Genomic DNA, 24153 nt, shown 5'->3' on the forward strand with positions numbered 1-24153 from the left:
CGTACCCCCTTTGGAAAGGACTGGTTGTGAGACGGGCACGCACCTGGCTGCCTGGGCTCCTCCTCGTGGCGCCGTCCATCGTGGCGATCGGCGTCTTCGTGTACGGCATGCTCGGCTGGAACGTCCAGCTGGCCATGACGGACAAGCACAGCGAGGTGGCCGAGGGGAACTTCGTCGGGCTGAAGAACTTCATCGACATCTGGGACCTGGAGAGGTGGCACCTCTCGGTCAACCACGCGATCCTGTTCACGGTCGTGTTCGTGCTGGGCGCGCTGCTGCTCGGCTGGTTCCTGGCCTTCCTCATGGAGAAGGGGATCAGGGGCGAGGGCACGTTCCGGGCGATCTACCTGTTCCCGATGGCGATCTCGTTCGTGGCGACCGGCATCGTGTGGCGGTGGCTCATGAACTCGGGCACCGGGGAGCGGGCGGTCGGCCTGAACCGGTTGTTCGACACGATCGGGTTGCCGCAGTGGGCGTGGTTCCGTGACCCGGACTGGGGGATGGCCGCGATGGCGATCCCCGCCATCTGGCAGATGTCCGGATATGTCATGGCACTCTTCCTGGCGGGCTTCCGCGGCGTGCCCGAGGAACTGCGCGAGGCCGCCCGGGTGGACGGCTGCACCGAGTGGGGCGTCTACCGGCACATCGTGCTGCCGCTGCTGCGCCCCGTCACGCTGTCGGCGCTGATCATCCTCGGGCACATCTCGCTCAAGGTCTTCGACCTGATCGTGGCGGTGTCCGGCAAGCAGATCATCACCGACGTGCCCGCGGTCTTCATGTGGGTGGCGGTCTTCGACTCCCAGGACCCGGCCAAGGGCGCCACCATCGCCACGTACATCGTGCTCAGCGTTGCGATCTTCGTGATCCCCTACCTCATCTGGACCGTACGGAAGGACAGGCGTTCATGAAGGCCGTGCGCCTGACCCTTCTGCTCGCCTTCGTGGTGGTCTTCCTCATCCCGATCTACGTCCTGCTGGCGACCAGCTTCAAGCCGCTCACCGAGGCGGACCCGTCACAGGCGTGGGCCCTGCCCCAGACCTGGACGCTGGAGCCCTGGCGGGTGGCGTGGGAGAAGCTGGCCCCCGGCATCTGGAACAGCGTGCTCCTCGCGGTGCCCGGCTCGCTGCTGTCGTGCGCGCTGGGCTCCATGAACGGCTACGTGCTGTCCAAGTGGCGCTTCCCCGGCGCGGACCTGCTGTTCACGCTGTTCCTGTTCGGCATGTTCATCCCCTACCAGGGTGTGATGATCCCGCTGGTCGAGCTGCTGGTGGGTCTCAACGACCTCTTCGGCGTCCAGGGCGTCTTCTACGGCGGCCTGCCGGGGCTGATCCTCGCCCACGTGGTCTACGGCATCCCGATCTGCACGTTGATCTTCCGCAACTACTACGTCACCATCCCCGACGAGCTCATCGAGGCCTCCCGGGTGGACGGCGCGGGCATGCTGCGCACCTACTGGTCGGTCGTGCTGCCCGTCTCGGGCCCGGCCATCGCCGTGGTGATCATCTGGCAGTTCACCTCGTTGTGGAACGACTTCCTGTTCGCCGTGTTCATCACCGGGCCCAGGAGCTGGCCGACGACCGTCATGCTCAACAACATCGCCGGGGCGCAGGCCACGCCGTACAGCCAGCAGATGGCGGCGGCGATCCTGGCCTCGATCCCGACGATGATCATCTATGTCCTGCTCGGCCGCTTCTTCATGCGCGGGCTGATGGCGGGCGCGCTCAAGGGCTGAGCAGCTCCGGGTTGGCCAGGTGGGCCAGCGGCTCGCCGCGCGTGTAGCGGCCGACCTCCTCGGCGGCGATGCGCGCGGCGTTGGCCGCCGTCTGCTTGCTGCCGCCGGCCAGGTGCGGGGTCATCACCAGGTTGGGCGTGGTGAGCAGGCGCGAGCCGGCCGGGATGGGCTCCTCGGGGAAGACGTCCAGCGCCGCGCCGAACAGGTGGCCGGACTCCAGCGCGTCGCACAGCGCGTCGTAGTCCAGCAGGGAGCCGCGGGCGGAGTTGACCACGACCGAGCCGCGCGGCAGGGCGGCCAGCTCGGCGGCGCCGATCATCGCGTCGGTCTCGGGGGTGGCGCGGGCGTGCAGCGACAGGAACCGCGAGCGGGCCAGCAGCTCGGGCAGCTCCACCGACTCCTCCAGTTCCACGTACGGGTCGTGCACCAGCACCTCGGCCCCGAACCCGCGCAGCATGCGGGCCACGCGGCTGCCGATCGCGCCGTAGCCGACCAGGCCGACCGTGCTGCCCTCCAGCTCGGGGCCGACGTTGTCGTAGACGTAGTAGTCGCCGCGCCAGACGCCCGCGGCCAGGTCGGCGTGCGTCTGCGGGATGCGGCGGGTGGCCGCGAGCAGCAGCGCCACCGTGTGCTCGGCGGTGGCCACCGCGTTGCGGCCGGGCGCGAACGTCACCGCGACGCCCGCCTTCGTGGCGGCGGCCAGGTTGGCGTTGACCGGACCGCCGCGGGTGACGCAGAACAGCCTGAGGTCCTTGGCCTCGGCCAGCACCCGTTCGGTCAGCGGCGCCATCTGCGTGACGCAGACCTCGACCCCGCGCAGCGCCTCGATCAGCGAGTCCTCGACGTCGGAGGCCTCCCGCACCTCGCCCACGGGGCCGAACGGCACCACCGGCCAGGGCAGCGTCAGCTCCCCGACCGCCAGTCCCGAGGGCACCTCGCGGCGCATGGCCGCCACGAGCAGGCGGTTGAGTACGAAGTGATCGCCGGCGGCGAGCACACGGACAGTCACGTGCGGCTCCAGGAAGTAGGTGCGTTGTAGCGGAGGATCGCGCCCTTGAGGTCGATCTCCGTGATCGCGCAGTTGTCCAGCCTCGGAAAGGCCCTTCTGTAGGCGCCCAGCGGCAGGCCGACCAGCGCGCACAGCGCCAGCCTGATCGCGGTGGTGTGGGCGACGACCAGCACCCGGCCGGGCGGGATCTCCCGCAGGCAGGCGAGGAAACGCCCGGCCGCCGCGGCCGGATCCTCCCCGCCGGGCAGCGGGTTGGCGGCCGGGTCGGCCTCGAAGGCCGCGCGGGCCTCGGGAAAGCGCTCCCGCATCTCGGCCGCGGTCAGGCCGTCGCCCTGGCCGAAGTCGAGCTCGCGCAGCCGTTCGTCCACGTGCAGCGGCACCCCGGCGGCCGTCGCGCTCGCCGCGGCGGTGATCTTCGTGCGGCTGAGCGTGGACGCCCACACGGCGCTCAGGTCCGCGTCCTTCGCCCAGGCGGCCAGCTCGCGCGCCTGCTCCTCGCCGCGCGGGGTCAGCGCGACGTCGCTGAGCCCCGCGTAGCGGTTGCCGTCGTGCCAGATGGTCTCGCCGTGCCTGGCCAGCAGCAGGGTCATGCTCGTGTCCTCTCCGTCGCGTGGCGGGCCACCCGCTCGTCGAGCCAGCCCCGGGCGCGCAGCTCCTCCACGAATCGCAGGTACGGCTCCGCGTCGCGGGGCCGCGGCTCGACGATCTCCCTGGTCCTGGCCAGATCGGCGGAGGCGGCCAGGGCGGCCATGCCGAGGGCGGGCTCGGCGTTCTCGCGCAGCGTCACCGGGCGGCCGAGCACGTCGGCGCGCAACTGGTTGCCGTAGGCGCTCCTGGTGGCGCCGCCGGTCAGGATGATCTCGCCGTCCACGGGGGCGCCGAGCAGGTCGAGGTAGTCGAAGCAGAGCCGTTCGACGTAGGCCGCGCCGCGCAGGATCGCCATGTAGGTCTCGACGTCGTCGGCGGGAGTGCCGAGGGTGAAGGAGCGGGCGTCGGCGGCGGCGAAGGGGAAGCGCTCGCCGGGCGACACCAACGGGTAGATCACCGACGGAACCGACCGTCCCGCACGCCCCTGGTTCCCGCTCCACCGGCCCGAGCCCTCCAGGCCGGAGCCCTCGCGGTCCGCGCTCCCGCGGCGCGCGCGTGCGTGGTCCCCGCTCTTGCGGCCCGTGCGCTCCCGGTCCGTGCTCCTGCGGGTGGCTTGGTCGCGGATGGTGGCCTCGCGGCTGAGGGCGGTGAGGTCGCGGCCGGGCAGCGCCGCGGACAGGACGCCGGTGCCGGTGCTGGAGGCGCCGCCGGGCAGCCAGGAGCCGTCCGGGGCCCGGTGGGAGTAGACGACGCCGAGCGGGTCGTGGATCAGGTCGCGGGTGACGCCCTTGAGCACGAGCGTGGTGCCGAGCACCGAGTTCCAGGAGCCCACCCGGATCGCGCCCGCGCCGAGCTGGGCCGCGCAGCCGTCGGTGGTACCGGCCAGGATCGGGGTGCCTTCCGGCAGGCCGGTCTCGCGTGCGGCCCGCGCGCACACGCTCCCGATCCGCGCCCCCGGCCGCACCACCGGGGGCAGCACGTCCGGCGGCACCCCGAGCGCGTCCATGACCGCCGTCGGCCAGTCCTCGGCGATGAGGTCCACGCCGGTCTTCAGCGCGTTGCTCAGGTCGGTGGCCACCGGCTCGCCCGCCAGGCGGCGGGTGACGAAGTCGCTCTGGTGCGCCAGCCGGACGCCGGGCCCGGCCGAGCGCAGCAGCCACAGCAGCTTGGGCAGCGCCCAGTTGGCCTGCATCCGCTGATACCCCAGCCGCGCCCACACCTGCCCGCCCACGTCGTTGACCCGGTCGAGCTCCGCGGCCGCGCGCCGGTCGTCGTACATGAGCGCCGGTGTGACCGGTGCGCCGTCCTTGGTGGTGAGCAGGATCGTTCCAGAGGTGGCGTCCACGGCCACGCCCGCGACCCGCGCGGGCTCCACGTTCGCGAGCGCCTCGGCGCAGGCGGCGGCGAGCTGATCCCACCACCGCTCGGGGTCCTGCTCGTGCCGGTCCCCGTCGCGGCGGCTGGTCAGCGGGCGCGCGGCCGTGCCGAGCACCTCGCCGTCACCGGTGACGGCCATGGCGCGCACGCTCTGCGTCCCGAGATCGATCCCGACCCAGACACTCATGTACGGCTCCGCAACTCCGCCAGCAACGGCCAGGTGGACGAGGCGGCCTCCCGCAAGGCCATGAAGTCCTGAAATTTCATGATTGAGCCGGTTGGGTGAACGGGGCGGCCGGGCCGTACATGCTGGGCGGCGGCGTGTGCCGTCGACGGCGCGGCACCCGTGGCGACCAGCCCGACCAGGAACGCGCCCCGCGCGCCCGCCTCCGCGTCGGCGGAGCGGAGCACGGGCAGCCCGGTCGTGTCCGCGATCAGCCGCACCCACAGCGCGCTGGCCGCCCCGCCCCCGCAGACCCGCAGCTCGTGCGGCGAGCCACCGGCGGCGGCCAGGCAGTCGGCGATGACCAGGGCCAGTCCTTCGAGCACGGCTCTGGCGACGTGTTCGCGGCCGTGTTCCAGCGACAGGCCGAGGAAGGAGCCCCGGGCCTGCGGGTCGACGAAGGGAGAGCGCTCACCGGCGGGCGAGAGGTAGGGCAGGAACGCCAGCCCGCCCGCGCCGGGCGCGCCGCGGGCGGCGAGGTCGGCCAGCTCGGCGGGACCACTGAGGCCCAGCAGCTGGCAGGCCCAGTGGATCACCTCGGTGCCGGCGAACGTGGGCATCGCCCGCAGGTAGGAGGAGCCGAGCGCGACGGTGATGCCGGCGGGCTCACCGTCCAGCGTCGGACGGTCCACGACGATCTCGGTGCACAGGGTCGTGCCCAGGATCGCGCAGGCCTGCCCGTCGGCCACCGCACCCGCGCCGAGCGCGGTGGCGGCGATGTCGTAGGGCGCGAGGACGACCGGGGTGCCCTCGGGCAGGCCGATCTGTTCGGCGGCGGCACGGGTGAGCGGCTCGGCCCGGTCGGTCAGGCGCAGTTCGGGCAGCAGCCGTCCGGCGTGCTCTAGGCCGTACAGCGTGAGGAGCTCGGCGGAGTAGCTCCCGGCGAGCAGGTCGGTGAAGGCGGAGTAGTCGGTGGCCAGGTGCCCGGTGAGCTTGGCGAACAGCCAGCCGCCGCAGTTGAGCACCGACGAGGAGCGGGCCAGGCGGTCCGGGTCGTGGGCGGAGAGCCAGGCGAGGATCGCGCTCGGCAGCCCGGAGGCCGGGGCGGAGCCGTTGACGCGGAAGGCCCGCTCGGAGACGCCGCTACGGTTCCATTCGCCGACGATCCCGGCGGCCCTGGCGTCGTTCCACAGGATGGCCGGGCCCGTGGGGGCGCCGTCCCGGCCGACCGGCCAGCAGCCGTCGCCCTGGGCGGTGAGCGCCAGGAAGTCCACCGGGCCGAGTTCGGCCGCAACCTCGGCGACCACGGCGGCGACCGCCGTCCAGACCGCGTCCATGTCCTGCTCGGCGTGGCCGGGGGCGGGCCGGGAGACGGCCACGGAACGGCGGGCCACGGCGGACTCGGTCCCGTCGGAGGTGTAGCCGACCGCCTTGATCACCGTGGTCCCGGCGTCGACGCAGATGGCCGCCATCACGCCCTGCCGTGGGAGGTACGCGACCTGCGCGCGACCGAGTCCACGATCACGGCGAGCAGGAGGACGGCCCCGGTGACCATGAAGCGGATCGAGGAGTCGAGGTTCAGCAGGGTCAGGCCGCTGGAGATGGACTGGATGACGACGATGCCGAGCAGCGCGCCGAAGGCGGTGCCGCGCCCGCCGAACAGGCTGGTGCCGCCGATCACCGCGGCGGCGATCGCGTTGAGGTTGACGTCGCCGGTGCCGCTGCTCTGGTTGGCGGCGGCGAGCCTGGAGGCCATGAGGATGCCGCCGACCGCGGCGAACGTGCTGCACAGCACGAACACCGAGGTGTAGGTGGCCTTCACGTTGATCGCGGCGCGCCGGGCGGCCTCGACGTTGCCGCCGACCGCGTAGACGGACTTGCCCCACTTCGTCCGGGCGAGCAGGTAGTGCATGACCAGCACCATCGCCACGAACAGGACGAACATCCAGCCGACGCCGCGGGCCTGGTTGAGGTACCAGACCACGGCGCCGAGGCCGATCAGCAGCGCTCCGCTGCGCACCAGCAGCCCGGTCAGGCCCCGGGCGGGCAGCCCGGCGTCGCGCCTGGCGCGGGCGTGCAGGAAGCCCGAGACGAACAGCCACCCGGCGGCCACGGCCACGAGCACGTAGGCCAGCCACGGCGGCACGAAGCTGAGCTGGGCGAAGTTCACCAGTCCCGACTCGAAGGGCAGGTTGATCGCGCCCTTGCCGCGCAGCACCCACAGTTGCAGCCCGAGGAAGGCCAGCAGCCCGGCGAGCGTGATGACGAAGCTCGGGACGCCGAAGCGGTTGAACAACTGGGCGTACAGGTAACCGATGAGCGCGCCCAGCGCCATCGCGGCCAGGATCGCGACCACGACCGGCAGGCCGCGGTCGACGAAGAGCACCGCGAGCACCGCGCCGGACAGGCCGCTGACCGAGCCGACGGACAGGTCGATCTGCCCCACCAGCAGGACGCACACGATGCCCAGCGCCATGATCCCGACCGGGGCCGAGTCCATGGCCAGGTCGACCAGGTTGCGGCTGGACAGGAAGACCGGGTTGAGGATCTGGAAGACCGTCCAGATCACCACCAGCCCGACGACGACCGGGATCACGCCCAGGTCGCCGCCGCGTACGTTCTCCACGGTGCCTTTGAGCCGCTGCTTCCGCAGGGTTGTGGTCATGAGCGCGCCGCCCTTCTGCTCACCACGTTGTCGCTCGCTCCGGTGATGGCGGCGACGATCTCCTCGGCCGAGACCTCGGCGGCGTCGAACACGCCGTTGTTGCGCCCGAGTCTCAGCACCGCGACCGTGTCGGCCACCGCCTTCACGTCGGCCATGTTGTGGCTGATCATGATGACGCCCAGGTCGTTCTCCCTGAGCCGCTCGACGAGGTTGAGCACCTCGGCGGTCTGGGCCACGCCCAGCGCGGCGGTCGGCTCGTCCAGGATGATGACCTTCGGCTCGCCGAGCAGCGAGCGGGCGATGGCCACGGTCTGGCGCTGGCCGCCGGAGAGCCCGGCGACCGGCGCGCGCAGGTTGGGGATCTTCGCCGACAGCTGCTTGAGCAGGTCGTGCGAGCGGGTCTCCATGGCCACGTCGTCGAGCCGGAGCGGGCGGATCTCCTGGCCGAGGAAGAGGTTCTCGATCACGTTGAGGTTCTCGCAGAGCGCCAGGTCCTGGAAGACGGTGGCGATGCCGAGCCGCTGGGCCGCGGCGGGGGTGGGGATCGCCGTCTGCCCGCCGTCGAAGGTGATCGTCCCGCCGTCCTGCGGGTGGACGCCCGACAGGACCTTGACCAGGGTGGACTTGCCCGCGCCGTTGTCGCCGACCACCGCGACGACCTCGCCGGCGCGCACGTCCAGGTCGACGTCGGTGAGCGCGGCGACCGCGCCGAAGGTCTTGGTGATCCCGCGCAGGGAGAGGATCGGGGGCATGGTTACTTGATGCCCAGCTCGGCGCAGCCCGCCGCGTACTCGCCCTTGCAGGCGTCGGCCGCCTTCATCAGCCCGCTGTCGAAGAGCACTTCCTTGATGTTCTCCTTGGTGACCACGGTCGGTACGAACAGCTCCGACGGCGTGTTGTAGAGCGTGGCCTTGCCCGCGGGCTTCTTGCCCTGCATGAACTCCCACGCCACCACGGCGGACGCCTCGGCGACGATCTTGATGGGCTTGGAGATCGTGTTGTACTGGTCGCCGGCGATGATGCGCTGGGCGGCGGCGAGTTCGGCGTCGTTGCCGGTGATCGGCGGCACCTTCACCCCGGCGGCCTTGAACGCGGCGATCGCACCGCCGCCGGTGCCGTCGTTGGCGGCCACCACGCCGGCGATGTCGTCGCGGAACTGGCTGATCTGACCGGCCACCCACTGCTGGGCCTTCTCCGGCTGCCAGTCGGGGGTGTCGTACTCGGCCAGCAGCTTGAAGCCGCTCGGGTCGATCGCGCTGTGGATGCCCTTCTTGATCAGGCCCGCCGCGGCGTCCGTGGGGGAGCCGTTGACCTGGAGCAGGCCGCCCTTCGCGTTCTCCTTCTTGAGGTGGTCGACGAGCGACTGCGCGATCATCGAGCCGATCTTCTCGTTGTCGAAGGAGATGTAGTAATCGGCGGGGGTGGCCGGGATGGGCCGGTCGTAGGCGATGACCGCGATCTGCTGCGACTGCGCGGACTTCACGATGGAGGCCGCGGCGGCCGAGTCGACCGGGTCGAGCACGATGGCCTTGACCCCCTGGGCCATGGCCGAGTTGGCCTGTTGCTGCTGCTTGGAGGCGTCGGAGTCGGCGTTCTGGTAAATCACCTCGCAGCTCGGGCAGAGCTGCTTCATCTTGGCCTTGAACAGCGGGGAGTCGGCCTGCTCGTACCTGGTCGAAGCCAGGTCGGGCATGAGGAAGGCGACCTTCGCGCCTTCCGTGGAGCCCGTGCCCCCGGTGGTTGTGGCACTCCCGCACCCGGCGAGCAACGCCACCGCCAATGCGGCCGTCAGGGTTGTCTTCACGGCGACCTCCGTCCTGTGGTGCGCATCACGCTAACGCGACCACAGAACAGATGTCCAGAGCAAAATTTCTACGAGATGGTAAGGATGCTCTCCGCGGTCGTCGCGTCGGTGACCAGCCGGTTGAAGTAGCCGCCCTTGGCCGCGGCCACGATCGCGGCCGCTTTCTCGGTGCCGACGGCCACCGCGATCGAGTGGGGGATGCGCCGCAGTTCCTCGGCGCTCGTGGCCACCAGCCGCTCGCTGCCGGAGTAGCCCACGGGCTCGCCGTCGCGGTCGTAGAAGCGCGAGCACACGTCGCCGACGGCCTGGTTCAGGCTGGGCGCCTCACGCGGGACGAACGCGGGCACGACCTGGCGCATCAGCGGCGCCGAGCCGACGCCCATGATGGCGCACTTGGCCCGCGCCCACAGGTCCATGACCCGGCGCACGGACGGCTCGTGCTGCAGCGAGTAGAACAGTTCCGGTCCCGGCAGCGCGGGCGCGTACAGGTAGCTGGGCACCCCGCCAAGGCCCTCGGCCAGGATGCGGGTGGTCTCGTTGGTCTGGAACCAGGGCTGCGGCTCCTCCTGTCCGCCGACGGCCGGCGCGACCGTGACGCCGGGGAACCGGCCCAGCCCCTCGCGGGCACACTCGTAGACGGTGCTGCCCGAGGAGACGAGCACCACGTCGCCCGGCTCCAGCCCCGTGTCGGCCAGCGCGCGGGCCAGGCCCGGCGCCAGCCACGGCCCGAGCTTCGGCCCGCTCACCTTGGGCACCAGGTAGACACGCTGGATGCCCAGGAAGCCGGCCAGTTCGGCGGCCAGGCGCCCGTCCTCCAGCGTCTCCGGCCGGTGCACGCGGATCTCGACGATGCCCTGCTTGCGGGCCTCGGTCAGTAAACGGCTGACGGTGGCCCTGCTCACGCCCAGGCTGGCGGCGATCTCGGCCTGGGTGGCGTCCTCCAGGTAGTACTGCTTGGCCGCGGTGTACATCAGCTGGTGCGGGAAACGCGCTTCGGTCTCGGGATTCATGCGCGTGCTCCCTTGAACACTTGTGCTGAACGGATGATCTCGACTATACCTGTCCCTGCACCAGGGCGTCGCCGAGCGCGGTGCGAGTGTAAAGGACCTTGCGTCCGGTTCGTGTGCCCGACACCAGCCCGGCCCGGCGCAGCGCCGCCAGGTGCCCGCCCGTCGTGCCCGCGCTGTGCCCGAACAACGCCGCCAGGTGCGTCGTCGTCGCCGGCGCCGCCAGCTCGGTCAGGATGCGGGCGCGGGTGCGCCCGACGAGCCCGGCCAGCCCGCCCGGCGTGACGGCCGTGCCCGCCATGATCCCGCGCGCGGGATAGGTCAGCGCGTACGGCCATGCCTCCTCCAGATACAACCCCAGCCCCGTCGTGAACACCGACGGCAGGAACAGCAGCCCCTTGCCGCCCAGCCGGTGATCCCCGCCTACGGTGTCGCGCAGCCGTACCTCGATGTGCCCGGCGGGGTCCCAGCGCACCTGCGAGCTGAGGTCCTCCAGCGCCGCCGCCCAGCCGTAGGCGGCCAGCCGCCCCGCCCGCTGCACGACGTCCCGCTCCAGCACCGCGTGGAAGAACGGCCAGCTCTTGGAGACGATCTCCGCCCACAGCGCCTCGTACGCGTCGGCCAGCAGCGTGACCACGTCCGGGCCGAAGAGCATCTCGCGGACGGCCCCGGGAACCGCCGGCCGGTGCGCCGAGCGCCGCCCGGCCAGCGCCCGGTCGATCTCCGCGTGCGCCTGGGCGACCGGGGTGGCCCGCATGGCCGCCAGTTCCCGCTCGAACGGCACGTTCACGCCGGTCGGCGGCGGGGCCAGGAAGTCCACGTTGTCCGAGCCCCTGTTGCCGGAGATCACCGCCGCCGCGCGCAGCGCCGGGTGCCGCCTTTCCAGCTCCCGGTAGTGCTCGCGCCAGCGCCGCGTCCAGTTGACGTGCACCCCCGCCTCGGTACGGCCGTCGAGCACCCACTGCGCGTGCATGGTCTCGACCAGCGGCGAGATCGCGAACCTGCTGGCCACCACGTCCTGCGGGGTGACTTCGACCCTGAACACCTTTCGGTTATATCCGAAAGTTTGGCCTTCGCGGGAGACCGCGGCCCAGCATCGTGACGACCGGCGGCTCCGAACCTCCCTCCGGAGCCGCCCTTCCTCTTTCCGCAAGGACGCAAGGAGTTGAGTTGTCCCAGACGAGTGAGCGCGGCGCCACCTTCGGCGAGGTCTTCGCCGTGCGGGAGTTCCGGGTGCTGTTCGGCAGCTTCGCGCTGCTGATCGCCGGTGACTCGATCAAGATGCTGGCGTTGTCGGTGCTCGTCTACGCCCAGAGCGGCTCGCCCGGCCTGTCGGCGGCGGCCTACATGGCGGGCTGGCTGCCCTACATCTTCGGCGGCATGTTCCTGCTGTCGCTGGCCGACCGGCTGCCGCCGCGGGCGCTGATGATCGCCGGCGAGCTGGTCAGGATGGTCGTCTGCCTCCTGCTGGCCTTCGCCGGGCTGCCGGTGTGGGCGATGCTCGCGCTGGTGCTGGTGACCGGGCTGTTCTCGCCGGTGTTCGGGGCGGCGCGCAGCGCGATGCTGCCCGACGTGCTGCCTGGCGACGCGTTCGTGCTGGCCAGGTCGCTGATGGGAGTGACCTCCGCCGGGGCCCAGGTCGGCGGGCTGGCGCTGGGCGGGGCGTTCCTCGCCTGGACCGGGGCGCACGGGGCGCTGGCGGTGACCGCCGTCCTCTCGCTGGCGGCCGCGCTGGTGCTGCGGTTCGGCCTGCCGTACCGGGAGGCCCGGCGGGACGGGGAGCGGGGCGCGGTGCGCACCACGCTGCGGGTGAACAGGGAACTGCTCGCCGACCGGCGCGTACGCGGGCTGCTGCTGGCCGGATGGCTGCCGGTGCTGTGCCTGGCCGGGCCGGAGGCGATGATCGTGCCGTACATGGGCGGGCAGGGGGAGGCGGGCGTGGTGCTCGCTGCGGCGGCGGTGGGCATGGCGGTGGGGGAGTTCACCGTGGGGCGCTTCGCCGCGCCGTCCCTGCGTGAACGGCTGTCGCTGCCGCTCGCGGTGCTGCTCGGCGTGCCCTGGTTGTTCTTCGCCCTGGAGCCGGGAATGGTGTGGGCGGCGGTGCTGTCGGCGTGCGCGGCGGCCGGGCTGGCCTACCAGCTCGGGCTGCAGCGGCGCTTCCTGGAGGCGGTGCCCGAGCACGTGCGCGGGCAGGCGTTCGGCCTGCAGTCGGCGGGGCTGATGACCGGGCAGGCGGCGGGGGCGGCGATCGTGGGCGGCGTGGGCGAACTGACCGGCCCGCCGGCGGCCATGGTCATCGGTGGCGCGGCCGGGGTCGTGGTGGCGCTGGCCCTGTTCAGGCAGTTGAGGGGGCCTGCTCGCCCGATCCGCGGGCGATGAGCCGTACCGGGAGCTGGAGATGCTGCGCGGGGCCGCGATCACCGGCCAGGCGGCGGAACAGCAGCTCGGAGGCCACCCGGCCGAGCCCTGCCGGGTCCTGGGCGACCACCGTGACGCCTGGGGTGAGCAGGTCGGCCAGTTCGAAGTCGTCGAAGCCGACCAGCGCGAGCGGCCGCCCGCGCAGCGCCCTGAGCGTGGTGACGGTCAGCCGGCCGTTGCCGGTGAACAGCGCGGTCGGCGGGTCGGGCAGGCCGAGCATGCGCTCCAGGTCGGCGACGGTGCCGGCCAGGTCGGGGGCGCGCATCGAGACCAGCGCCGGGTCGGACGACCCGCCCAGCGCCGCGCGGTAGCCCTTCAGCCGCTCGGCCGCGGTGAAGATGGACGGGCTGTCGCCGAGGAAGGCGATCCGCCGGTGCCCCGCCTTCCGCAGGTGCGCGACGGCCAGCCGGGCGCCGCCCTCGTTGTCGCACAGCACGGTGTCCACGTCGATCTCGGGGCCGGGCGGCCGGTCCACGAAGACCGCGGGCGTGCCGGCGTCGAGCTCGGGCCGCAGGTACGAATGGTCGTCACCGGCCGGGACCACGATCAGCCCGTCCACGCGGCGCGCGCAGAACGTGCGGACCAGTTCCCGCTCGCGCTCCGGGTTCTCGCCGGAGGAGCCGCTCAGCAGCAGGCAGCCGTGGGCGATCGCGACCTGCTCGACGGCGCGGCCGAGACCCGAGTAGAAGGGGTCGGAGATGTCCTCGATGACCAGGCCGACCGTGGAGGTGCGGCCCTGGCGCAGGACTCTGGCGCTCTCGTTGCGGCTGTAGCCGAGCGCGTCGATGGCCGCGCGCACCCGCTCGGCGGTGGCCGGGTTCACGCCGGGTTCGCCGTTGACCACCCGCGATACAGTCTTCAGCGCGACTCCGGCGGCCGAGGCGACGTCCTTCATCGTCGGTCTCACGATGCGATCATTTCTCAAGCGACACCCCTAGACAACGTTGTCAGGAGGTTATGCGAGAGTAGATCCCCTATGTCGTTCAGGTTCGCACTGCTCGTCGCCGGATTCGTGCTCGCCGCGCTGAACCTGCGCCCGGCCATCGCGGGTGTCTCGCCACTGCTGGACGAGATCATGACCGACGTCGGCCTCACCCCCGCGGGCGGCGGCGCGATCACCACCGTCATGATCGTCTGCCTGGGCGTCTTCGGGCCGCTCGCGCCGGTGCTGGCCCGCCGGATCGGCCTCGACCGCACGCTGCTCGCCGGGCTGCTCGTGCTCGCGCTCGGCGTGGTCCTGCGCACCCTCGACGGCGCGCCCGCCCTGTACGCGGGCGCCGCGATCGCCGCCACCGCCATCGCGGTCATGAACGTCGTCATGCCCGGCATCGTCAAACAGCACTTCCCCGGTCGCGTCAACCTCTTCACCGGTATCTACAGCTCCGCCGCGAGCGCGGGCGCGGCGACCGCCTCCGCGCTCATGATCCCCCTGGAGAGATCCACAGGGTACGGCTGGCGCGGCGTCTCCGCCATGATCGCGTTGCCCGCGCTGGCCGGTGCGCTGCTCTGGCTGCCGCAGGCGCTGGGCAAGCAGGCCGCCGTCCAGAACGGCCCCCGCCCCTTCCACGCGGTCATCCGCAGCCGGATCACCTGGTACGTCACCGGCCTCATGGGCCTGCAGTCGCTCACCTTCTACGTGATCCTGGCCTGGCTGCCGACCGTCTTCCTGGAGGCCGGGCTCCCGGCCGACCAGTCCGGATACCTGCTCAGCATGACGACGCTCGTGCAGGTGGGCGCAACGTTCGCGGTGCCGGTGCTGGCGGGGCGGCGGCGCTCGCAGTCGGGGTACGTGGCCGCCGCCGTCCTGCTCACCATGGCCGGGTACCTCGGGCTGCTGGTGGCGCCGGTCACCGTGCCCTGGTTGTGGATGATCGTGCTGGGCGTGGGGCAGGGGGCGGCGTTCGGGCTGGCGCTGCTGCTGATCACGCTGCGGGCGCCCGATCCGACGGCCGTGACGGCGTTGTCGGCGGTCGCGCAGTCGGCCGGGTACGTGCTGGCCGCGGTGGGTCCGGTGCTGTTCGGGGCGCTGCGGCAGACCTCGGGCGGGTGGACGGCTCCGCTGGCCGTGGGCATGGCGATCCTGGTCGTGCAGCTCATCGTGGGATGGCTCGCGGGACGGCCTGCTACTTTAGGTAAGGCTAACCTATAAGGCGTGGAGGGTTCGGTGCTGACGGAGGTGCTCCAGCGGGTCGCCGCGGGTCGTGACGGCGTGCTCGGGGTGGATCCCGGGCTGGAGATCGAACCCGACGGGAGCTGGACCGCCGTCTCCGAGCTGGTGCGGGAGCCGTACACGCTGATGGGGGAGCTTGTGGAGCAGACGGCGGGGCGCTGGAACGCGCCGCGCCACGTCGGCGCGGCGCTGTTGTGGAAGACCTACGGGTATTGGCACATGTTCCCGATGGCGCTGGGGTGGGCGCTGGACGGGCGGGTGCCGGTCATGAAATTTCGGGACACGTATTTCAAGGTGTCCGAGGCCGGCGTGACCATCGGGGCCTCGCGGATCACGTGGGAGAGCGGCGCGGCGGCGATCGCGGGCGCGCTGGCCGAATCCCAGGCGCCGCTGGTCAAGGTGCTCAGCCGCATGGCCAGGGTTGGCGAGCGCACGCTCTGGGGCTCCACCGCGGAGGCCGTCGCGCACCCGCTCACCCAGGTCGTCAAGGGCGACTACATGACGTTGCTGCACGAGATCGGCAAGCCCGTGGACGGGCTGCTCACCCCCTCGGGCGACGGCTACTTCCGCAAGACCTGCTGCCTGTGGATCACGCTCCCGGATGTTGAGCCGTGTTCCACCTGCTGTGTTCTCGCGCGTCACTGAGCGGGTCTACTCTGCGCGGCATGACGCAGCAGCGATTTTTGGGAAGATTATGGGGCAAGGTGCTGGCCGGTGTTACGGTCGCCGTCGTGCTGATCTCATCGGAGCCCGTCGCGGCTCACTCGCCCAAGGAGCCGGTCGTCATCGGGCACCGGGGCGCCAGCGCCCACCGCCCCGAGCACACCCTCCTGTCCTACGAGGCCGCGATCGCGATGGGCGCCGACTACATCGAGCCCGACCTCGTGTCCACCAAGGACCACGTGCTCGTCGCCCGGCACGAGAACGAGATCTCCGGCACCACCGACGTCGCCGCCCGCCCCGAGTTCGCCGGCCGCCGCACCACCAAGACCATCGACGGCCGTCCCGTGACCGGCTGGTTCACCGAGGACTTCACGCTGGCCGAGCTCAAGACCCTGCGCGCCAAGGAACGCATCCCGGACCTGCGGCCCGACAACACCGCCTTCGACGGCCTGGCCGAGATCCCCACGTTCGAAGAGGTCGTCCAGCTCGCCCAGCGCCACCGTGTGGGCGTCTACCCCGAGACCAAGCACCCGACCTACTTCGACTCCGTCGGCCTGTCCCTGGAAGAGCCCCTCCTGGAGATTCTCGGCCGCTACCGGGTACGCAAGGCGTTCATCCAGTCCTTCGAGACCGCCAACCTGCGCGAGATGCGCTCCAAGACCCGGCTGCCGCTGATCCAGCTGATCACCTTCGGCGGCAAGCCCTACGACTGGACGGCCTCCGGCGACCCGCGCACCTACGACGACATGGTGAAGCCGCAGGGCCTGCGCGAGGTGGCCGCCTACGCCAACGGCGTCGGCGTGGACACGCGCCGCATCCTCCCGGTGGGCGCCGACGGCCGCCTGCTGCCGCCGACCACGCTGGTGAAGGACGCGCACCGGGCTCGCCTGGACGTGCACATCTGGACGATCCGCAACGAGAACTCCCAGCTCCCCCTGGACCACCGCCTCGGCAACCCGGCCAGCCCCGTCTACGCGCGGGCGACCGGTGACGTGATGGGCTTCCTGGCCCGGCTGGTGTCCCTGGGCATCGACGGCGCGTTCTGCGACGACCCGGCCATGGGCCGGGCCGTCATCAGCGGGCGCGGCTGAGCCGGGGTCAGGCCACCTCGGCGGCGGAGTCGAGCGGGCGCAGTTCGTCGGCGTAGCTCACCGACGTGCGGCGCATCACCCCGCCGTCGTCGATCGAGTACTGGCCGAGCCGCCACAGCGGCGGCGAGTAGGCGTGGATCGAGACGCTGTGCGAGGTGGCGCCGTTGAGACGGTGGATGTGGTCGGGGCCGAACGAGAACGACTGGCCCTCGCCCACCACCGTCTCCAGGTGTTCTCCGCCGATGCGCGGGTTGCACTCCAGCAGCGCGCCCCGCACCACGTGCACGGCGCCGGAGCTGATGTCGTGGTCGTGCCAGCCGGTGTCGTCCTCGGGCCGCCAGCACAGGAGCCACACGTCCACGTAGGCGTCGCGGTGGAGCGAGGCGTAGTGGCGGCCGCCGTCCTGCGGGAACTCGACGAGTTCCTGCCATCCGTCCGGGTTGGCGGCGAGGCCGTTGACCAGTTCGCGCAGTTCGCGCCGGTCGAGGGCGCGCTCGGGAAGGCCGGCGCAGATGTCCCCGTCCTGTGTCTGGGGTGCCTCGCTGAGGAGCTCAGCTGTTCGCTTGCTCATGTGCGGTTCTCCTTTCTGCCGAGTAGACGACGGGGGTTGGTCACGCGGATGGCGTGTGCCGCCGCGTTGCCGAGGCCCGGGTCGGGGGCCGTGGCGTAGGGGGCGTCGGAGCCGTTGACGACGACGTCGATGCCGAGCTCGCGCACGATCGCGTCGATCGCGCGCGGGCCGTAGCTGGAGGTCTCCACGTAGAAGCCGGGGTCGACCAGGCCGCGGTTCTGGCCGCCTCTGGCGATGAGGCGCTCGGAGTGCAGCGGGGCCAGGCCCGCGAGCAGAGTGAAGCAGACGCGCAGCTTCGGGTGGCGCGGGCGCACCACGGCGTGGAAGTGGTACCAGGCCGCGTGCATCTGCTGGACGTACGGCACGACGGCCGGCCACCAGGACGGGCGCCCCGGGCCGCCCGCGGCGGGGCCGGGGTGGACCAGCAGGGGCAGGTCCCGCTCCATGAGCACGTCGAGCAGCTCGTCGAGCGGTTCGGCGGTGGCCGGGATCTGCAGCCCGGCGAAGCCGCGGTCGAGGTCCTTGGCCAGGCGGGCGGGATCGGGTTCGCTGTGGCAGGTGGCGGCCCAGGCGCCGAAGCGCTCGGGCAGCTCCAGCGCGCCGTCGTGGTAGGCCTCGATGAGCGGCCAGGACTCCTCGGGCGGCAGCGACTCGATGCCGAGCGGGCTGGACAGCGACACGAGCGCGAGCTCGCCGGTCTCGCGGGTGGCGGGGTCGTGGTCGGCCGGGTTCACCTCGTACGGCGGCTCGCCGTCCAGGAAGAGCGTCCACCCGTCGAGGTACGGCGCGGCCGTACGCGCACGCAGCGCCTCCACGAAGGAACGCGTCCACAGGTGCTGATGCACATCGATGCTCACCGCCACACCTCCCTGTATTTCCTACTGATAATATAGGTAAACGTCGCCGCCTCGGAAGACACAAACGTGAAGCGGTTCACTGATACGGTTCAGTGAACCGCTTCACCTACCGTCCTGTCAACGCTGCGCCCTTCTGTCGGCCACACGCAATAGGCTGGCTTGATGCCCCGCAAGAGAGCGACCATCAAGGAAGTGGCCCAGGCCACAGGCCTGTCACCGGCCGCCGTCTCCTATGCGCTGCGCGGCATGCAGGTCTCCGAGGAGACCATGGAGCGGGTGCGGGCCGCCGCCGCCGAACTCGGCTACGAGGCCGACCCCATCGCCCGTGCCCTCGCCAGCGGCCGTACCGGCATGATCGGTGTGCTCTGCGGCTCCCTCGAAGACCTGTGGCAGCAGTCGCTGGCCGTCGGCATCAGCAGGGGCCTGCGGGAGAAGGACCGCTACGCGCTGATCCTCGACGCGGTCGGCGACCCCGACCGTGAGCGCGCGCTCGCCCAGCAGTTGCGCGACCAGCGCGTCGACGGGCTCATCGTGCAGCCGGTCGACCCCGCCGCGGCCTTCTGGCCCGAGCTGTGCGAGTCACTGCCCGTGGTCTCGATCGGCGACTCGCTGGCGGGCACCGCGGGCGAGGTCGTCTTCGACAACCGGCGCGGCGTGACGCTGGCTTTGGAACATCTCCAGGGGCTGGGCCACCGCCGGGTGGCCGTTCTCACCCCGACCCGCCCCAGCACCCCCGACCGGCCCGCCGACGTCCACGTCAGCGCCGAGGCCGAGCGGCTGGGGCTCGACCTGGAGGTCACCACCGCCCCCTACGAGCTGGCCGGCGCCACCGCCGCGGCCCGCCGCATCCTGGAGGAGGACCGGCCGAGCGCCGTCTTCTGCTTCTCCGACTCCATCGCCTACGGCGTCTACGCGGCGGCGGCCGAGCTGGGCCTGTCGATCCCGGACGACGTGTCGGTGATGGGCTACGACGACCATCCGATGTCCGGCCTGCTCACGCCCGGCCTCACCACCGTCGACTGGACCATCGCCGGCATCGTCAGAGCCGCGGTCCGCCTGGCGGTCGCGGCGGTCGACGGCGGGCCGAAGCGCCGCCGGGTCGTCCAGCAGCCCACGCTGCGCGAGCGCGGCTCGATCAGAGACCTCGCCTGAGCCCAACCCGTCTACAGCGCGTCGCGCAGGACGGCGGGCGGCGGCGGGCAGGGCGCCCCGCCCGTGAGCGTGTCCCCGTCACGCAGCGGCACGTTCGCCTCACGCACGTAGAAGAGCGGACGCCGCGGCGCGATCCGGTGCACGTAGCGGCCGACCACCGCCAGCCCGGCCAGCGTCACCGCCGACAGCGCGAGATGCGCCCCGGTGAGACCCAGCGCCGCGACCACGAGCCCGAGCGCCGCCAGCAGATAGAGCAGGTTGAGCGGCCGCCACGAGAACCCGAAGAACAGCTCGAACGCGTGCCCGGCCAGCCGGCCGAGACGCAGCTTCGACCGTCCCGCGCTGCGCTCGCGGTGCGTGACGCTCACCGCCGCGTACCGCGCCCCCACCAGGGGTACGGCCGGCATGAACCACGGCAGGCGCAGGTCGCTGATCGTCCTGGCCACCGGCGTGCGGACGAGCCGGAAGGTGGAGGCGCCCCGCGGCATGCCGATCTTGAACACGGCGCGGGCCGACCAGTGCAGCCCGAGCGAGCCGAGCTTGCGCACGAGCGGGTCGTGCCGGTTGACCCGGTGGCCGAAGACCACGTCGTACCCCTCGGCGGCCTTGGCGAGCAGTGTCCAGATCTGCGAGGGCGGCACCTGTAAGTCGGCGTCGCACTGGACCGTCCACGGCTGGGCGGCGTAGGAGAACCCGGCCGCCATGACCGCGTCGATGCCGAAGTTGCGGGTGAAGGACAGATAGCGCACCCGGGGATCGGCCTCGGCCAGGGCCCGTATCCGGGCCGGCGAGTCGTCGGAGCTGCCGTCGTCCACGAAGAGGATCTCCAGGTCCTCGATCGCGGACAGTTCGGTGACGAGCTCGCGGTAGGCCACGTCCACCTGGGCTCCCTCGTTGAAACACGGCACCAGCACCGTCAGGCCCGTCGTCACTGCGATCTCCTCAGCGCCAGGCCGAGGACGAGCGGGTTCGCCCCCAGCGCGTACACGGCCCCGGCCGCCCCGGCCAGGGGAATGGCCACCGCGCCCAGCACGGCGACCGCGGCCAGCGCGGCCACGACGGCCCTGGCGTTGGCCCGGGGGTCGGTGTGCTCGACGACGAACGTGGCGCCGCTGGCCAGCGCCTGCACGGGAAGCAGGGTGAGCGCGAGCACGCCGAGCGCGATCGGGCCGTGGATGTGCTGGGCCAGGGCGACCCCGGCCAGCACCAGCCAGAGCGTTCCGGCCACGGCGGCCAGCCCGGCCATGCGCCGTCCCAGCACCCGCGCCCCCGCCGCGCCGCCTCCCGCCACCCTGAGCGACAGCTGCGGCTGGTAGATCCGCTGCAGCGTGTAGAGCACCGAGAGGGCGAAGCCCCAGGCGAGCGTGACGAAGTAGAGCTCGCCGCTCTGGCCGGCGTGGGCGCTGAGCGAGAGCTCGACGAAGAGCGTGCCGATCATGGCGTTGTTCATGACGTCGGCCGCGCCCATCAGCACGATCGTGCCCGCCAGCACACGGCGCAGCCCGGGACGCGGGCGTCCGGCGCGGGGCAGGCCGGGCAGCAGCGAGAGGTTGAGCGCGGTGACCAGCGCCAGCAGCCCGGTCAGGTAGCCGGTCGGGCCGACCCCGGCGAAGAAGGCGAGCGCCGCCATCGCGCCCATGCCCAGGCCGAGCACGGCGAAGTGGACGGTGTCGCGGGCATAGCGGCCGAGCGCGCGGTGGAGGGCGACGCCGAGCATGCCGCAGCCGAGCGCCACGTAGTACGCGATGCCCAGCAGGTAGAGCGTGACCGGGTGGCCGGGGGCCAGGACGAGCGCGACGACCGCGGCGGCGGTGGCCGGCAGCGGTACGTACGCCACCAGGGCGCGGAGCATGCCGGCGAGCTGGTCGCGGGTACGGCGGGCGCGCGGGATCAGCTTGAGCGCGGCCTTCTCGGTGCCCGACTGGACGACCATGCAGAGCCAGCCGACGGCGCCCATGACCGCGGCGTAGGCGGCGAAGTCCGCGCGGCTCCAGGCCAGGGCGAGCAGGGCGGCGGAGCCGTACAGCATCACGCGGAAGGTGGCGCGGCCGGCGATCAGCGTCGTCAGCCGCGTCAGCCCGATGCGGTGGGTGGCGGTGGCGGTCATCCTGCGTCCAGGTCGGCGAGGACGCGCTCGCGCAGCGGGCGGCTGCCGTCGTGCAGGTAGGCGCGCAGGGCCGACTCCACCTGTTCGCGGCCGAACCGGTCGAGCACGCCGGTCAGCGACGGGCCCTTCTCCATGCCGAACAGCGCGGTGAAGAAGGTCCTGACCTGCGCGGCCTCGAACGTGTCCGGCAGCGGCAGGAGGGCTTCGACGTGTTCGCGGGCGGGTGGTCGCGAGGGCGGCGCCGCGGTCCAGGTCGCCGGGCGGCCCGGTCCCGCCAGCCAGGCGCGGACATGGGCCAGGCGCTCGGCGGCCGAGGGGTCGAGGCGGCCTTGGGCGAGGGCCAGGTCGTAGCAGGTGGCGTGCAGGGCCGCGCACACCTTGGAGAAGGCCGGCGGCTTGGCGGGCAGCTGGTCGAGGGGGATCTCGCTGATCTCCTCGACGTGGGCGCGGACCGCCTCGTCGGTCCTGGCCTTGGCGATCAGCGCGTCGAACTCCTTGTACCAGCGCGCCAGCGTCTCCCGGTCGAGCGGCGAGCGGTCGTCGTGGTCGCGGATCCAGCGGATCATGCGCGCGGGCAGGTACGGCACGAGCGGATCGCCCGCCACCGGCCGGGGCGCCGAGGGAACGGCCCGGTAGACGGCGCCGCACGCCCGGCACGAGTACCGCTGCCGGCCCAGATCGGAGGGGTGCGGATCACCGCACTGCAGGCATCTCACAACGGCACCGCCACCGCCGACGAGGGCACCAGCTCCGCGCCGAGCCCGCTCTTGACCTCGGCCTGCCCCTTGCCGAGCACCAGGCCGCGCTTGCCGGCCCCGATCGCCCACTCGACCATGCGGACGTAGCCGTCGAAGTACAGGTGCTTGCGCCCGCCGCTCTCCGGCGGGAGCGCGCCCCAGCTCAGGCATATGGGCCAGGCCGGGTGGTCGAGGATCAGGGACAGGCCGAGCAGGCGCCGGTCGTGCCGGTAGGTGAGGGCGATGCTCTCCCCGCCGCCGATCAGCGCCTCCAGGTAGGGCAGTGGCAGTGGCGCGAGGGGGAGGAACCTGCCGCGGTGCTTGAGGTCGTTCTCGGCGCGCAGCCGGGCCGCCTCCTCCGCGCCGACCAACTCGGCGGCGGGGCCGATCCGGACGGTCAGCTCCGCGGAGAACGTCCTGGCCCGCCTGCGCAGGGACTCGCGGCGGCGGGGGTCGAGCTGGGCGTACCAGTCGTCCAGGCCGGACCAGGGCAGGGCGAGCTTGGCCAGGGGAGCGGTGGGCAGGTTCACCTTGATCGGCCCGGGGAGCAGGGCGCGCTCGTCGGCCGAGACCTCGCGCCAGACCATGCTCCGCCAGCCGGGGCCCAGCTCCCGCCGCAGCCCGCGCGCGTAGGCGCGCAGCAGGCCGGGGTCCGGTTCGTCGCGGAACCACCAGCCTTTCTGGGAGCGGTTGCCCGGCGCGTGGACGTCCAGGACGCCTGCCGGGCCGCGTGCCGCGGTGTACACGCCGCGCCGTAGCCGGGGGGTGCGCAGCGAGGCCGAGGCGGCGCCGACCGCCTTGCCGTCCTGCCGCAGGACCGCCAGCACCACGGGCGCCTGGGCGCCCCAGGCGTAGGCGCGCAGCAGGTCATAGCGCCAGGTCACCCACTGGCCGGCGGCGAGGCGTAATTCCTCCCAGCCGGCGGGCTCCGGGTCGTGCCGGGGATCCAGGAACTCCAGGCTCATCCGATCGCCCACCTGGGTACCGCCACGACCTTCATGGGGAGGTATTCGAACCCCAGCGAGCGCTTCACGTCAACGAAGCCCCGGCCGGCGAACAGGCGTTTGGCGCCCGCGGCCGTCGCGTGGGCGACGATCCGGGCGTAGCTGTCGAAGTAAAGGTCCTTGCGGCCGCCCTGTTCCGGTGGCAGCGCGGCCCACGGGCCGTACATGGGGGCGACGGGGTGGTCGTAGACCATGGCGAAGGCCAGCAGCTTCTCGCCGTGGTGGTAGCTGAGCGTCCACACGTCCTCGCGGCCCAGCAGCGCGGCGAAGTACGCGGGCGACAGCGGCAGGCGCGGATCGAGGGAGGAACTCAGCCGGGCGGCGTGACGTTCGTCGAGCGCCGCCAGTTCGGCCGGGTCGAGGTCGCGGCGGGCGCTGCCCTCGCGTACGAGCAACTCGCCGTCCTGGGCGATGCGCTTGATCTGGCGGCGCAGCGTGGAGCGGCGGTTACGGCTGAGTGTGCCGATCCACCCGTCTGCGGAGGACCAGCCCAGGCGCATCTGCGTGGTGCCGGGGGACTGCCTGACGAGGGCGCCGCGCCGGGCGACCAGCGGCAGCGCGGGTTCGGTGACCATGCGGTAGACCACACCGGCCAGGCCCCAGCCGAGCTCGGCGGCGGCGGCCCGCTCGAAGCTCCTGATGAGCTCGCGGCCGTCGGCGCCCTCGGGCAGGCACCAGGTGGGAGCGTTGGAGTGAGCCGGTAATCGCACGTCGAGAAGGAGCGGCGGGCGGGAGGTCCGGGTCGGCCACAGGCCACGGCAGACCGCCCCGATGGCGCCGGCGACGCGGTCGCCGTCGCGGAAGACGCCCAGCAGCGGCCGGGCCCACGAGGCGGCGAAGGAGCTACGGATCACGTCATAGGACCATATAGCCGTTAACCCCTGACGAATCCGGAGATCTTCCCAGCCTTCAGGCTCTGGGTCAATATCCGGGTAAGACAGTTCAATCTTCACTTAGGTCCCTGATTCACCCGAAAAATTACGAAATTGCAACGAAATGACTGACAGTCATAGTTAGGAGTATATGTCTGATTTGATC

At 72.0% G+C, this 24153-nt stretch carries 24 protein-coding genes; 7 read left to right on the forward strand and 17 right to left on the reverse strand.

What is annotated here, in order from left to right; translation table 11 throughout:
* The first annotated feature begins 26 nt into the window (after positions 1-26).
* Both ACFWYW_RS34110 and ACFWYW_RS34115 read left to right on the forward strand, forming a co-directional pair.
* Positions 27-908 (forward strand): carbohydrate ABC transporter permease, encoded by an 882-nt coding sequence (locus ACFWYW_RS34110; protein WP_379612433.1) that lies wholly within the window; start codon positions 27-29, stop codon positions 906-908.
* Entirely contained in the window at positions 905-1732 is an 828-nt protein-coding gene (locus ACFWYW_RS34115) for a carbohydrate ABC transporter permease (RefSeq protein ID WP_184960344.1), read from the forward strand. The genes ACFWYW_RS34110 and ACFWYW_RS34115 overlap by 4 nt, the downstream gene beginning before the upstream one ends.
* On the opposite strand, the gene ACFWYW_RS34120 is transcribed toward ACFWYW_RS34115, so the two are convergent.
* The 9 genes from ACFWYW_RS34120 to ACFWYW_RS34160 all read right to left on the reverse strand — a co-directional run bounded on the left by ACFWYW_RS34120 (position 1722) and on the right by ACFWYW_RS34160 (position 11390).
* The gene (locus tag ACFWYW_RS34120) at positions 1722-2741 is read right to left on the reverse strand and encodes a 2-hydroxyacid dehydrogenase (protein ID WP_379612432.1); all 1020 of its coding nucleotides are present in this window, start codon (positions 2739-2741) and stop codon (positions 1722-1724) included. The two genes, ACFWYW_RS34115 and ACFWYW_RS34120, sit on opposite strands and share 11 nt — an antisense overlap.
* Positions 2738-3331: a histidine phosphatase family protein gene (locus ACFWYW_RS34125; protein WP_379612431.1), complete on the reverse strand. Its 594-nt coding sequence runs from the start codon at positions 3329-3331 to the stop codon at positions 2738-2740. The genes ACFWYW_RS34120 and ACFWYW_RS34125 overlap by 4 nt, the downstream gene beginning before the upstream one ends.
* Complete coding sequence (locus tag ACFWYW_RS34130; protein WP_379612430.1) at positions 3328-4893, reverse strand: FGGY-family carbohydrate kinase; 1566 nt, start codon at positions 4891-4893, stop codon at positions 3328-3330. The genes ACFWYW_RS34125 and ACFWYW_RS34130 overlap by 4 nt, the downstream gene beginning before the upstream one ends.
* Complete coding sequence (locus tag ACFWYW_RS34135) at positions 4890-6341, reverse strand: FGGY family carbohydrate kinase (RefSeq protein WP_379612429.1); 1452 nt, start codon at positions 6339-6341, stop codon at positions 4890-4892. The genes ACFWYW_RS34130 and ACFWYW_RS34135 overlap by 4 nt, the downstream gene beginning before the upstream one ends.
* Entirely contained in the window at positions 6341-7534 is a 1194-nt protein-coding gene (locus tag ACFWYW_RS34140) for a sugar ABC transporter permease (RefSeq protein ID WP_379612428.1), read from the reverse strand. Before ACFWYW_RS34140 ends, ACFWYW_RS34135 begins: the two co-directional genes overlap by 1 nt.
* Positions 7531-8286: an ATP-binding cassette domain-containing protein gene (locus ACFWYW_RS34145; protein WP_379612427.1), complete on the reverse strand. Its 756-nt coding sequence runs from the start codon at positions 8284-8286 to the stop codon at positions 7531-7533. Before ACFWYW_RS34145 ends, ACFWYW_RS34140 begins: the two co-directional genes overlap by 4 nt.
* A gap of 2 nt (positions 8287-8288) precedes the next feature.
* Positions 8289-9338, reverse strand: a complete 1050-nt coding sequence (locus ACFWYW_RS34150; protein ID WP_379612425.1) for a sugar ABC transporter substrate-binding protein — start codon at positions 9336-9338, stop codon at positions 8289-8291.
* A gap of 68 nt (positions 9339-9406) precedes the next feature.
* Positions 9407-10348, reverse strand: coding sequence for a sugar-binding transcriptional regulator (locus ACFWYW_RS34155; RefSeq protein ID WP_379612423.1), 942 nt, complete (start codon positions 10346-10348; stop codon positions 9407-9409).
* Between the two features lie 43 nt (positions 10349-10391).
* On the reverse strand, positions 10392-11390 hold the full coding sequence (locus tag ACFWYW_RS34160; protein WP_379612421.1) for an ArsR family transcriptional regulator: 999 nt from the start codon (positions 11388-11390) through the stop codon (positions 10392-10394).
* Between the two features lie 125 nt (positions 11391-11515).
* On the opposite strand from ACFWYW_RS34160, the gene ACFWYW_RS34165 reads away from it, so the two are divergent.
* Positions 11516-12724, forward strand: coding sequence for an MFS transporter (locus ACFWYW_RS34165; RefSeq protein WP_379612419.1), 1209 nt, complete (start codon positions 11516-11518; stop codon positions 12722-12724).
* Here ACFWYW_RS34165 and ACFWYW_RS34170 read toward each other — a convergent pair.
* Positions 12681-13670 (reverse strand): LacI family DNA-binding transcriptional regulator, encoded by a 990-nt coding sequence (locus ACFWYW_RS34170; RefSeq protein ID WP_379612417.1) that lies wholly within the window; start codon positions 13668-13670, stop codon positions 12681-12683. The two genes, ACFWYW_RS34165 and ACFWYW_RS34170, sit on opposite strands and share 44 nt — an antisense overlap.
* Positions 13671-13739: 69 nt before the next feature.
* Here ACFWYW_RS34170 and ACFWYW_RS34175 point away from each other — a divergent pair, with 69 nt between their 5' ends.
* Genes ACFWYW_RS34175 through ACFWYW_RS34185 form a run of 3 tightly spaced genes read left to right on the forward strand, consistent with a single transcriptional unit; the run spans position 13740 to position 16687 of the window.
* Positions 13740-14912: an MFS transporter gene (locus ACFWYW_RS34175; RefSeq protein ID WP_379612415.1), complete on the forward strand. Its 1173-nt coding sequence runs from the start codon at positions 13740-13742 to the stop codon at positions 14910-14912.
* Between the two features lie 3 nt (positions 14913-14915).
* Positions 14916-15578: a hypothetical protein gene (locus tag ACFWYW_RS34180; RefSeq protein ID WP_379612413.1), complete on the forward strand. Its 663-nt coding sequence runs from the start codon at positions 14916-14918 to the stop codon at positions 15576-15578.
* Positions 15579-15598: 20 nt separating this feature from the next.
* Positions 15599-16687: a glycerophosphodiester phosphodiesterase gene (locus ACFWYW_RS34185; protein ID WP_379612411.1), complete on the forward strand. Its 1089-nt coding sequence runs from the start codon at positions 15599-15601 to the stop codon at positions 16685-16687.
* A gap of 7 nt (positions 16688-16694) precedes the next feature.
* Here ACFWYW_RS34185 and ACFWYW_RS34190 read toward each other — a convergent pair whose 3' ends face one another.
* Both ACFWYW_RS34190 and ACFWYW_RS34195 read right to left on the reverse strand, forming a co-directional pair.
* The gene (locus tag ACFWYW_RS34190; protein WP_379612409.1) at positions 16695-17258 is read right to left on the reverse strand and encodes a cysteine dioxygenase; all 564 of its coding nucleotides are present in this window, start codon (positions 17256-17258) and stop codon (positions 16695-16697) included.
* Positions 17255-18115 (reverse strand): amidohydrolase family protein, encoded by an 861-nt coding sequence (locus tag ACFWYW_RS34195; RefSeq protein ID WP_379612406.1) that lies wholly within the window; start codon positions 18113-18115, stop codon positions 17255-17257. The genes ACFWYW_RS34190 and ACFWYW_RS34195 overlap by 4 nt, the downstream gene beginning before the upstream one ends.
* A gap of 162 nt (positions 18116-18277) precedes the next feature.
* Here ACFWYW_RS34195 and ACFWYW_RS34200 point away from each other — a divergent pair, with 162 nt between their 5' ends.
* Entirely contained in the window at positions 18278-19267 is a 990-nt protein-coding gene (locus ACFWYW_RS34200; protein ID WP_379612404.1) for a LacI family DNA-binding transcriptional regulator, read from the forward strand.
* A gap of 11 nt (positions 19268-19278) precedes the next feature.
* Here ACFWYW_RS34200 and ACFWYW_RS34205 read toward each other — a convergent pair whose 3' ends face one another.
* From ACFWYW_RS34205 to ACFWYW_RS34225, 5 genes are read right to left on the reverse strand one after another with little or no spacing between them, the layout of a single operon-like run.
* Positions 19279-20199, reverse strand: a complete 921-nt coding sequence (locus tag ACFWYW_RS34205; RefSeq protein ID WP_379612401.1) for a glycosyltransferase family 2 protein — start codon at positions 20197-20199, stop codon at positions 19279-19281.
* A complete protein-coding gene (locus ACFWYW_RS34210) occupies positions 20196-21374 on the reverse strand; it encodes a hypothetical protein (protein WP_379612399.1) in 1179 nt (392 codons plus the stop codon). The genes ACFWYW_RS34205 and ACFWYW_RS34210 overlap by 4 nt, the downstream gene beginning before the upstream one ends.
* Positions 21371-22090, reverse strand: coding sequence for a hypothetical protein (locus ACFWYW_RS34215; RefSeq protein ID WP_379612397.1), 720 nt, complete (start codon positions 22088-22090; stop codon positions 21371-21373). The genes ACFWYW_RS34210 and ACFWYW_RS34215 overlap by 4 nt, the downstream gene beginning before the upstream one ends.
* The gene (locus ACFWYW_RS34220) at positions 22087-23076 is read right to left on the reverse strand and encodes a hypothetical protein (RefSeq protein ID WP_379612395.1); all 990 of its coding nucleotides are present in this window, start codon (positions 23074-23076) and stop codon (positions 22087-22089) included. The genes ACFWYW_RS34215 and ACFWYW_RS34220 overlap by 4 nt, the downstream gene beginning before the upstream one ends.
* Positions 23073-23969 (reverse strand): GNAT family N-acetyltransferase, encoded by an 897-nt coding sequence (locus ACFWYW_RS34225; protein WP_379612393.1) that lies wholly within the window; start codon positions 23967-23969, stop codon positions 23073-23075. Before ACFWYW_RS34225 ends, ACFWYW_RS34220 begins: the two co-directional genes overlap by 4 nt.
* Between the last annotated feature and the right edge of the window lie 184 nt (positions 23970-24153).

It is taken from the genome of Nonomuraea sp. NPDC059023 (assembly GCF_042740095.1).
In the GTDB taxonomy this organism is placed as follows: domain Bacteria; phylum Actinomycetota; class Actinomycetes; order Streptosporangiales; family Streptosporangiaceae; genus Nonomuraea.

Coding starts and splice junctions, on each gene's coding strand:
- ACFWYW_RS34115 (WP_184960344.1), top strand. CDS start 905: ATGAAGGCCGTGCGCCTGACCCTTCTGCTCGCCTTCGTGGTGGTCTTC.
- ACFWYW_RS34125 (WP_379612431.1), bottom strand. CDS start 3,331: ATGACCCTGCTGCTGGCCAGGCACGGCGAGACCATCTGGCACGACGGC.
- ACFWYW_RS34130 (WP_379612430.1), bottom strand. CDS start 4,893: ATGAGTGTCTGGGTCGGGATCGATCTCGGGACGCAGAGCGTGCGCGCC.
- ACFWYW_RS34135 (WP_379612429.1), bottom strand. CDS start 6,341: ATGGCGGCCATCTGCGTCGACGCCGGGACCACGGTGATCAAGGCGGTC.
- ACFWYW_RS34140 (WP_379612428.1), bottom strand. CDS start 7,534: ATGACCACAACCCTGCGGAAGCAGCGGCTCAAAGGCACCGTGGAGAAC.
- ACFWYW_RS34145 (WP_379612427.1), bottom strand. CDS start 8,286: ATGCCCCCGATCCTCTCCCTGCGCGGGATCACCAAGACCTTCGGCGCG.
- ACFWYW_RS34155 (WP_379612423.1), bottom strand. CDS start 10,348: ATGAATCCCGAGACCGAAGCGCGTTTCCCGCACCAGCTGATGTACACC.
- ACFWYW_RS34175 (WP_379612415.1), top strand. CDS start 13,740: ATGTCGTTCAGGTTCGCACTGCTCGTCGCCGGATTCGTGCTCGCCGCG.
- ACFWYW_RS34185 (WP_379612411.1), top strand. CDS start 15,599: ATGACGCAGCAGCGATTTTTGGGAAGATTATGGGGCAAGGTGCTGGCC.
- ACFWYW_RS34190 (WP_379612409.1), bottom strand. CDS start 17,258: ATGAGCAAGCGAACAGCTGAGCTCCTCAGCGAGGCACCCCAGACACAG.
- ACFWYW_RS34200 (WP_379612404.1), top strand. CDS start 18,278: ATGCCCCGCAAGAGAGCGACCATCAAGGAAGTGGCCCAGGCCACAGGC.
- ACFWYW_RS34210 (WP_379612399.1), bottom strand. CDS start 21,374: ATGACCGCCACCGCCACCCACCGCATCGGGCTGACGCGGCTGACGACG.
- ACFWYW_RS34220 (WP_379612395.1), bottom strand. CDS start 23,076: ATGAGCCTGGAGTTCCTGGATCCCCGGCACGACCCGGAGCCCGCCGGC.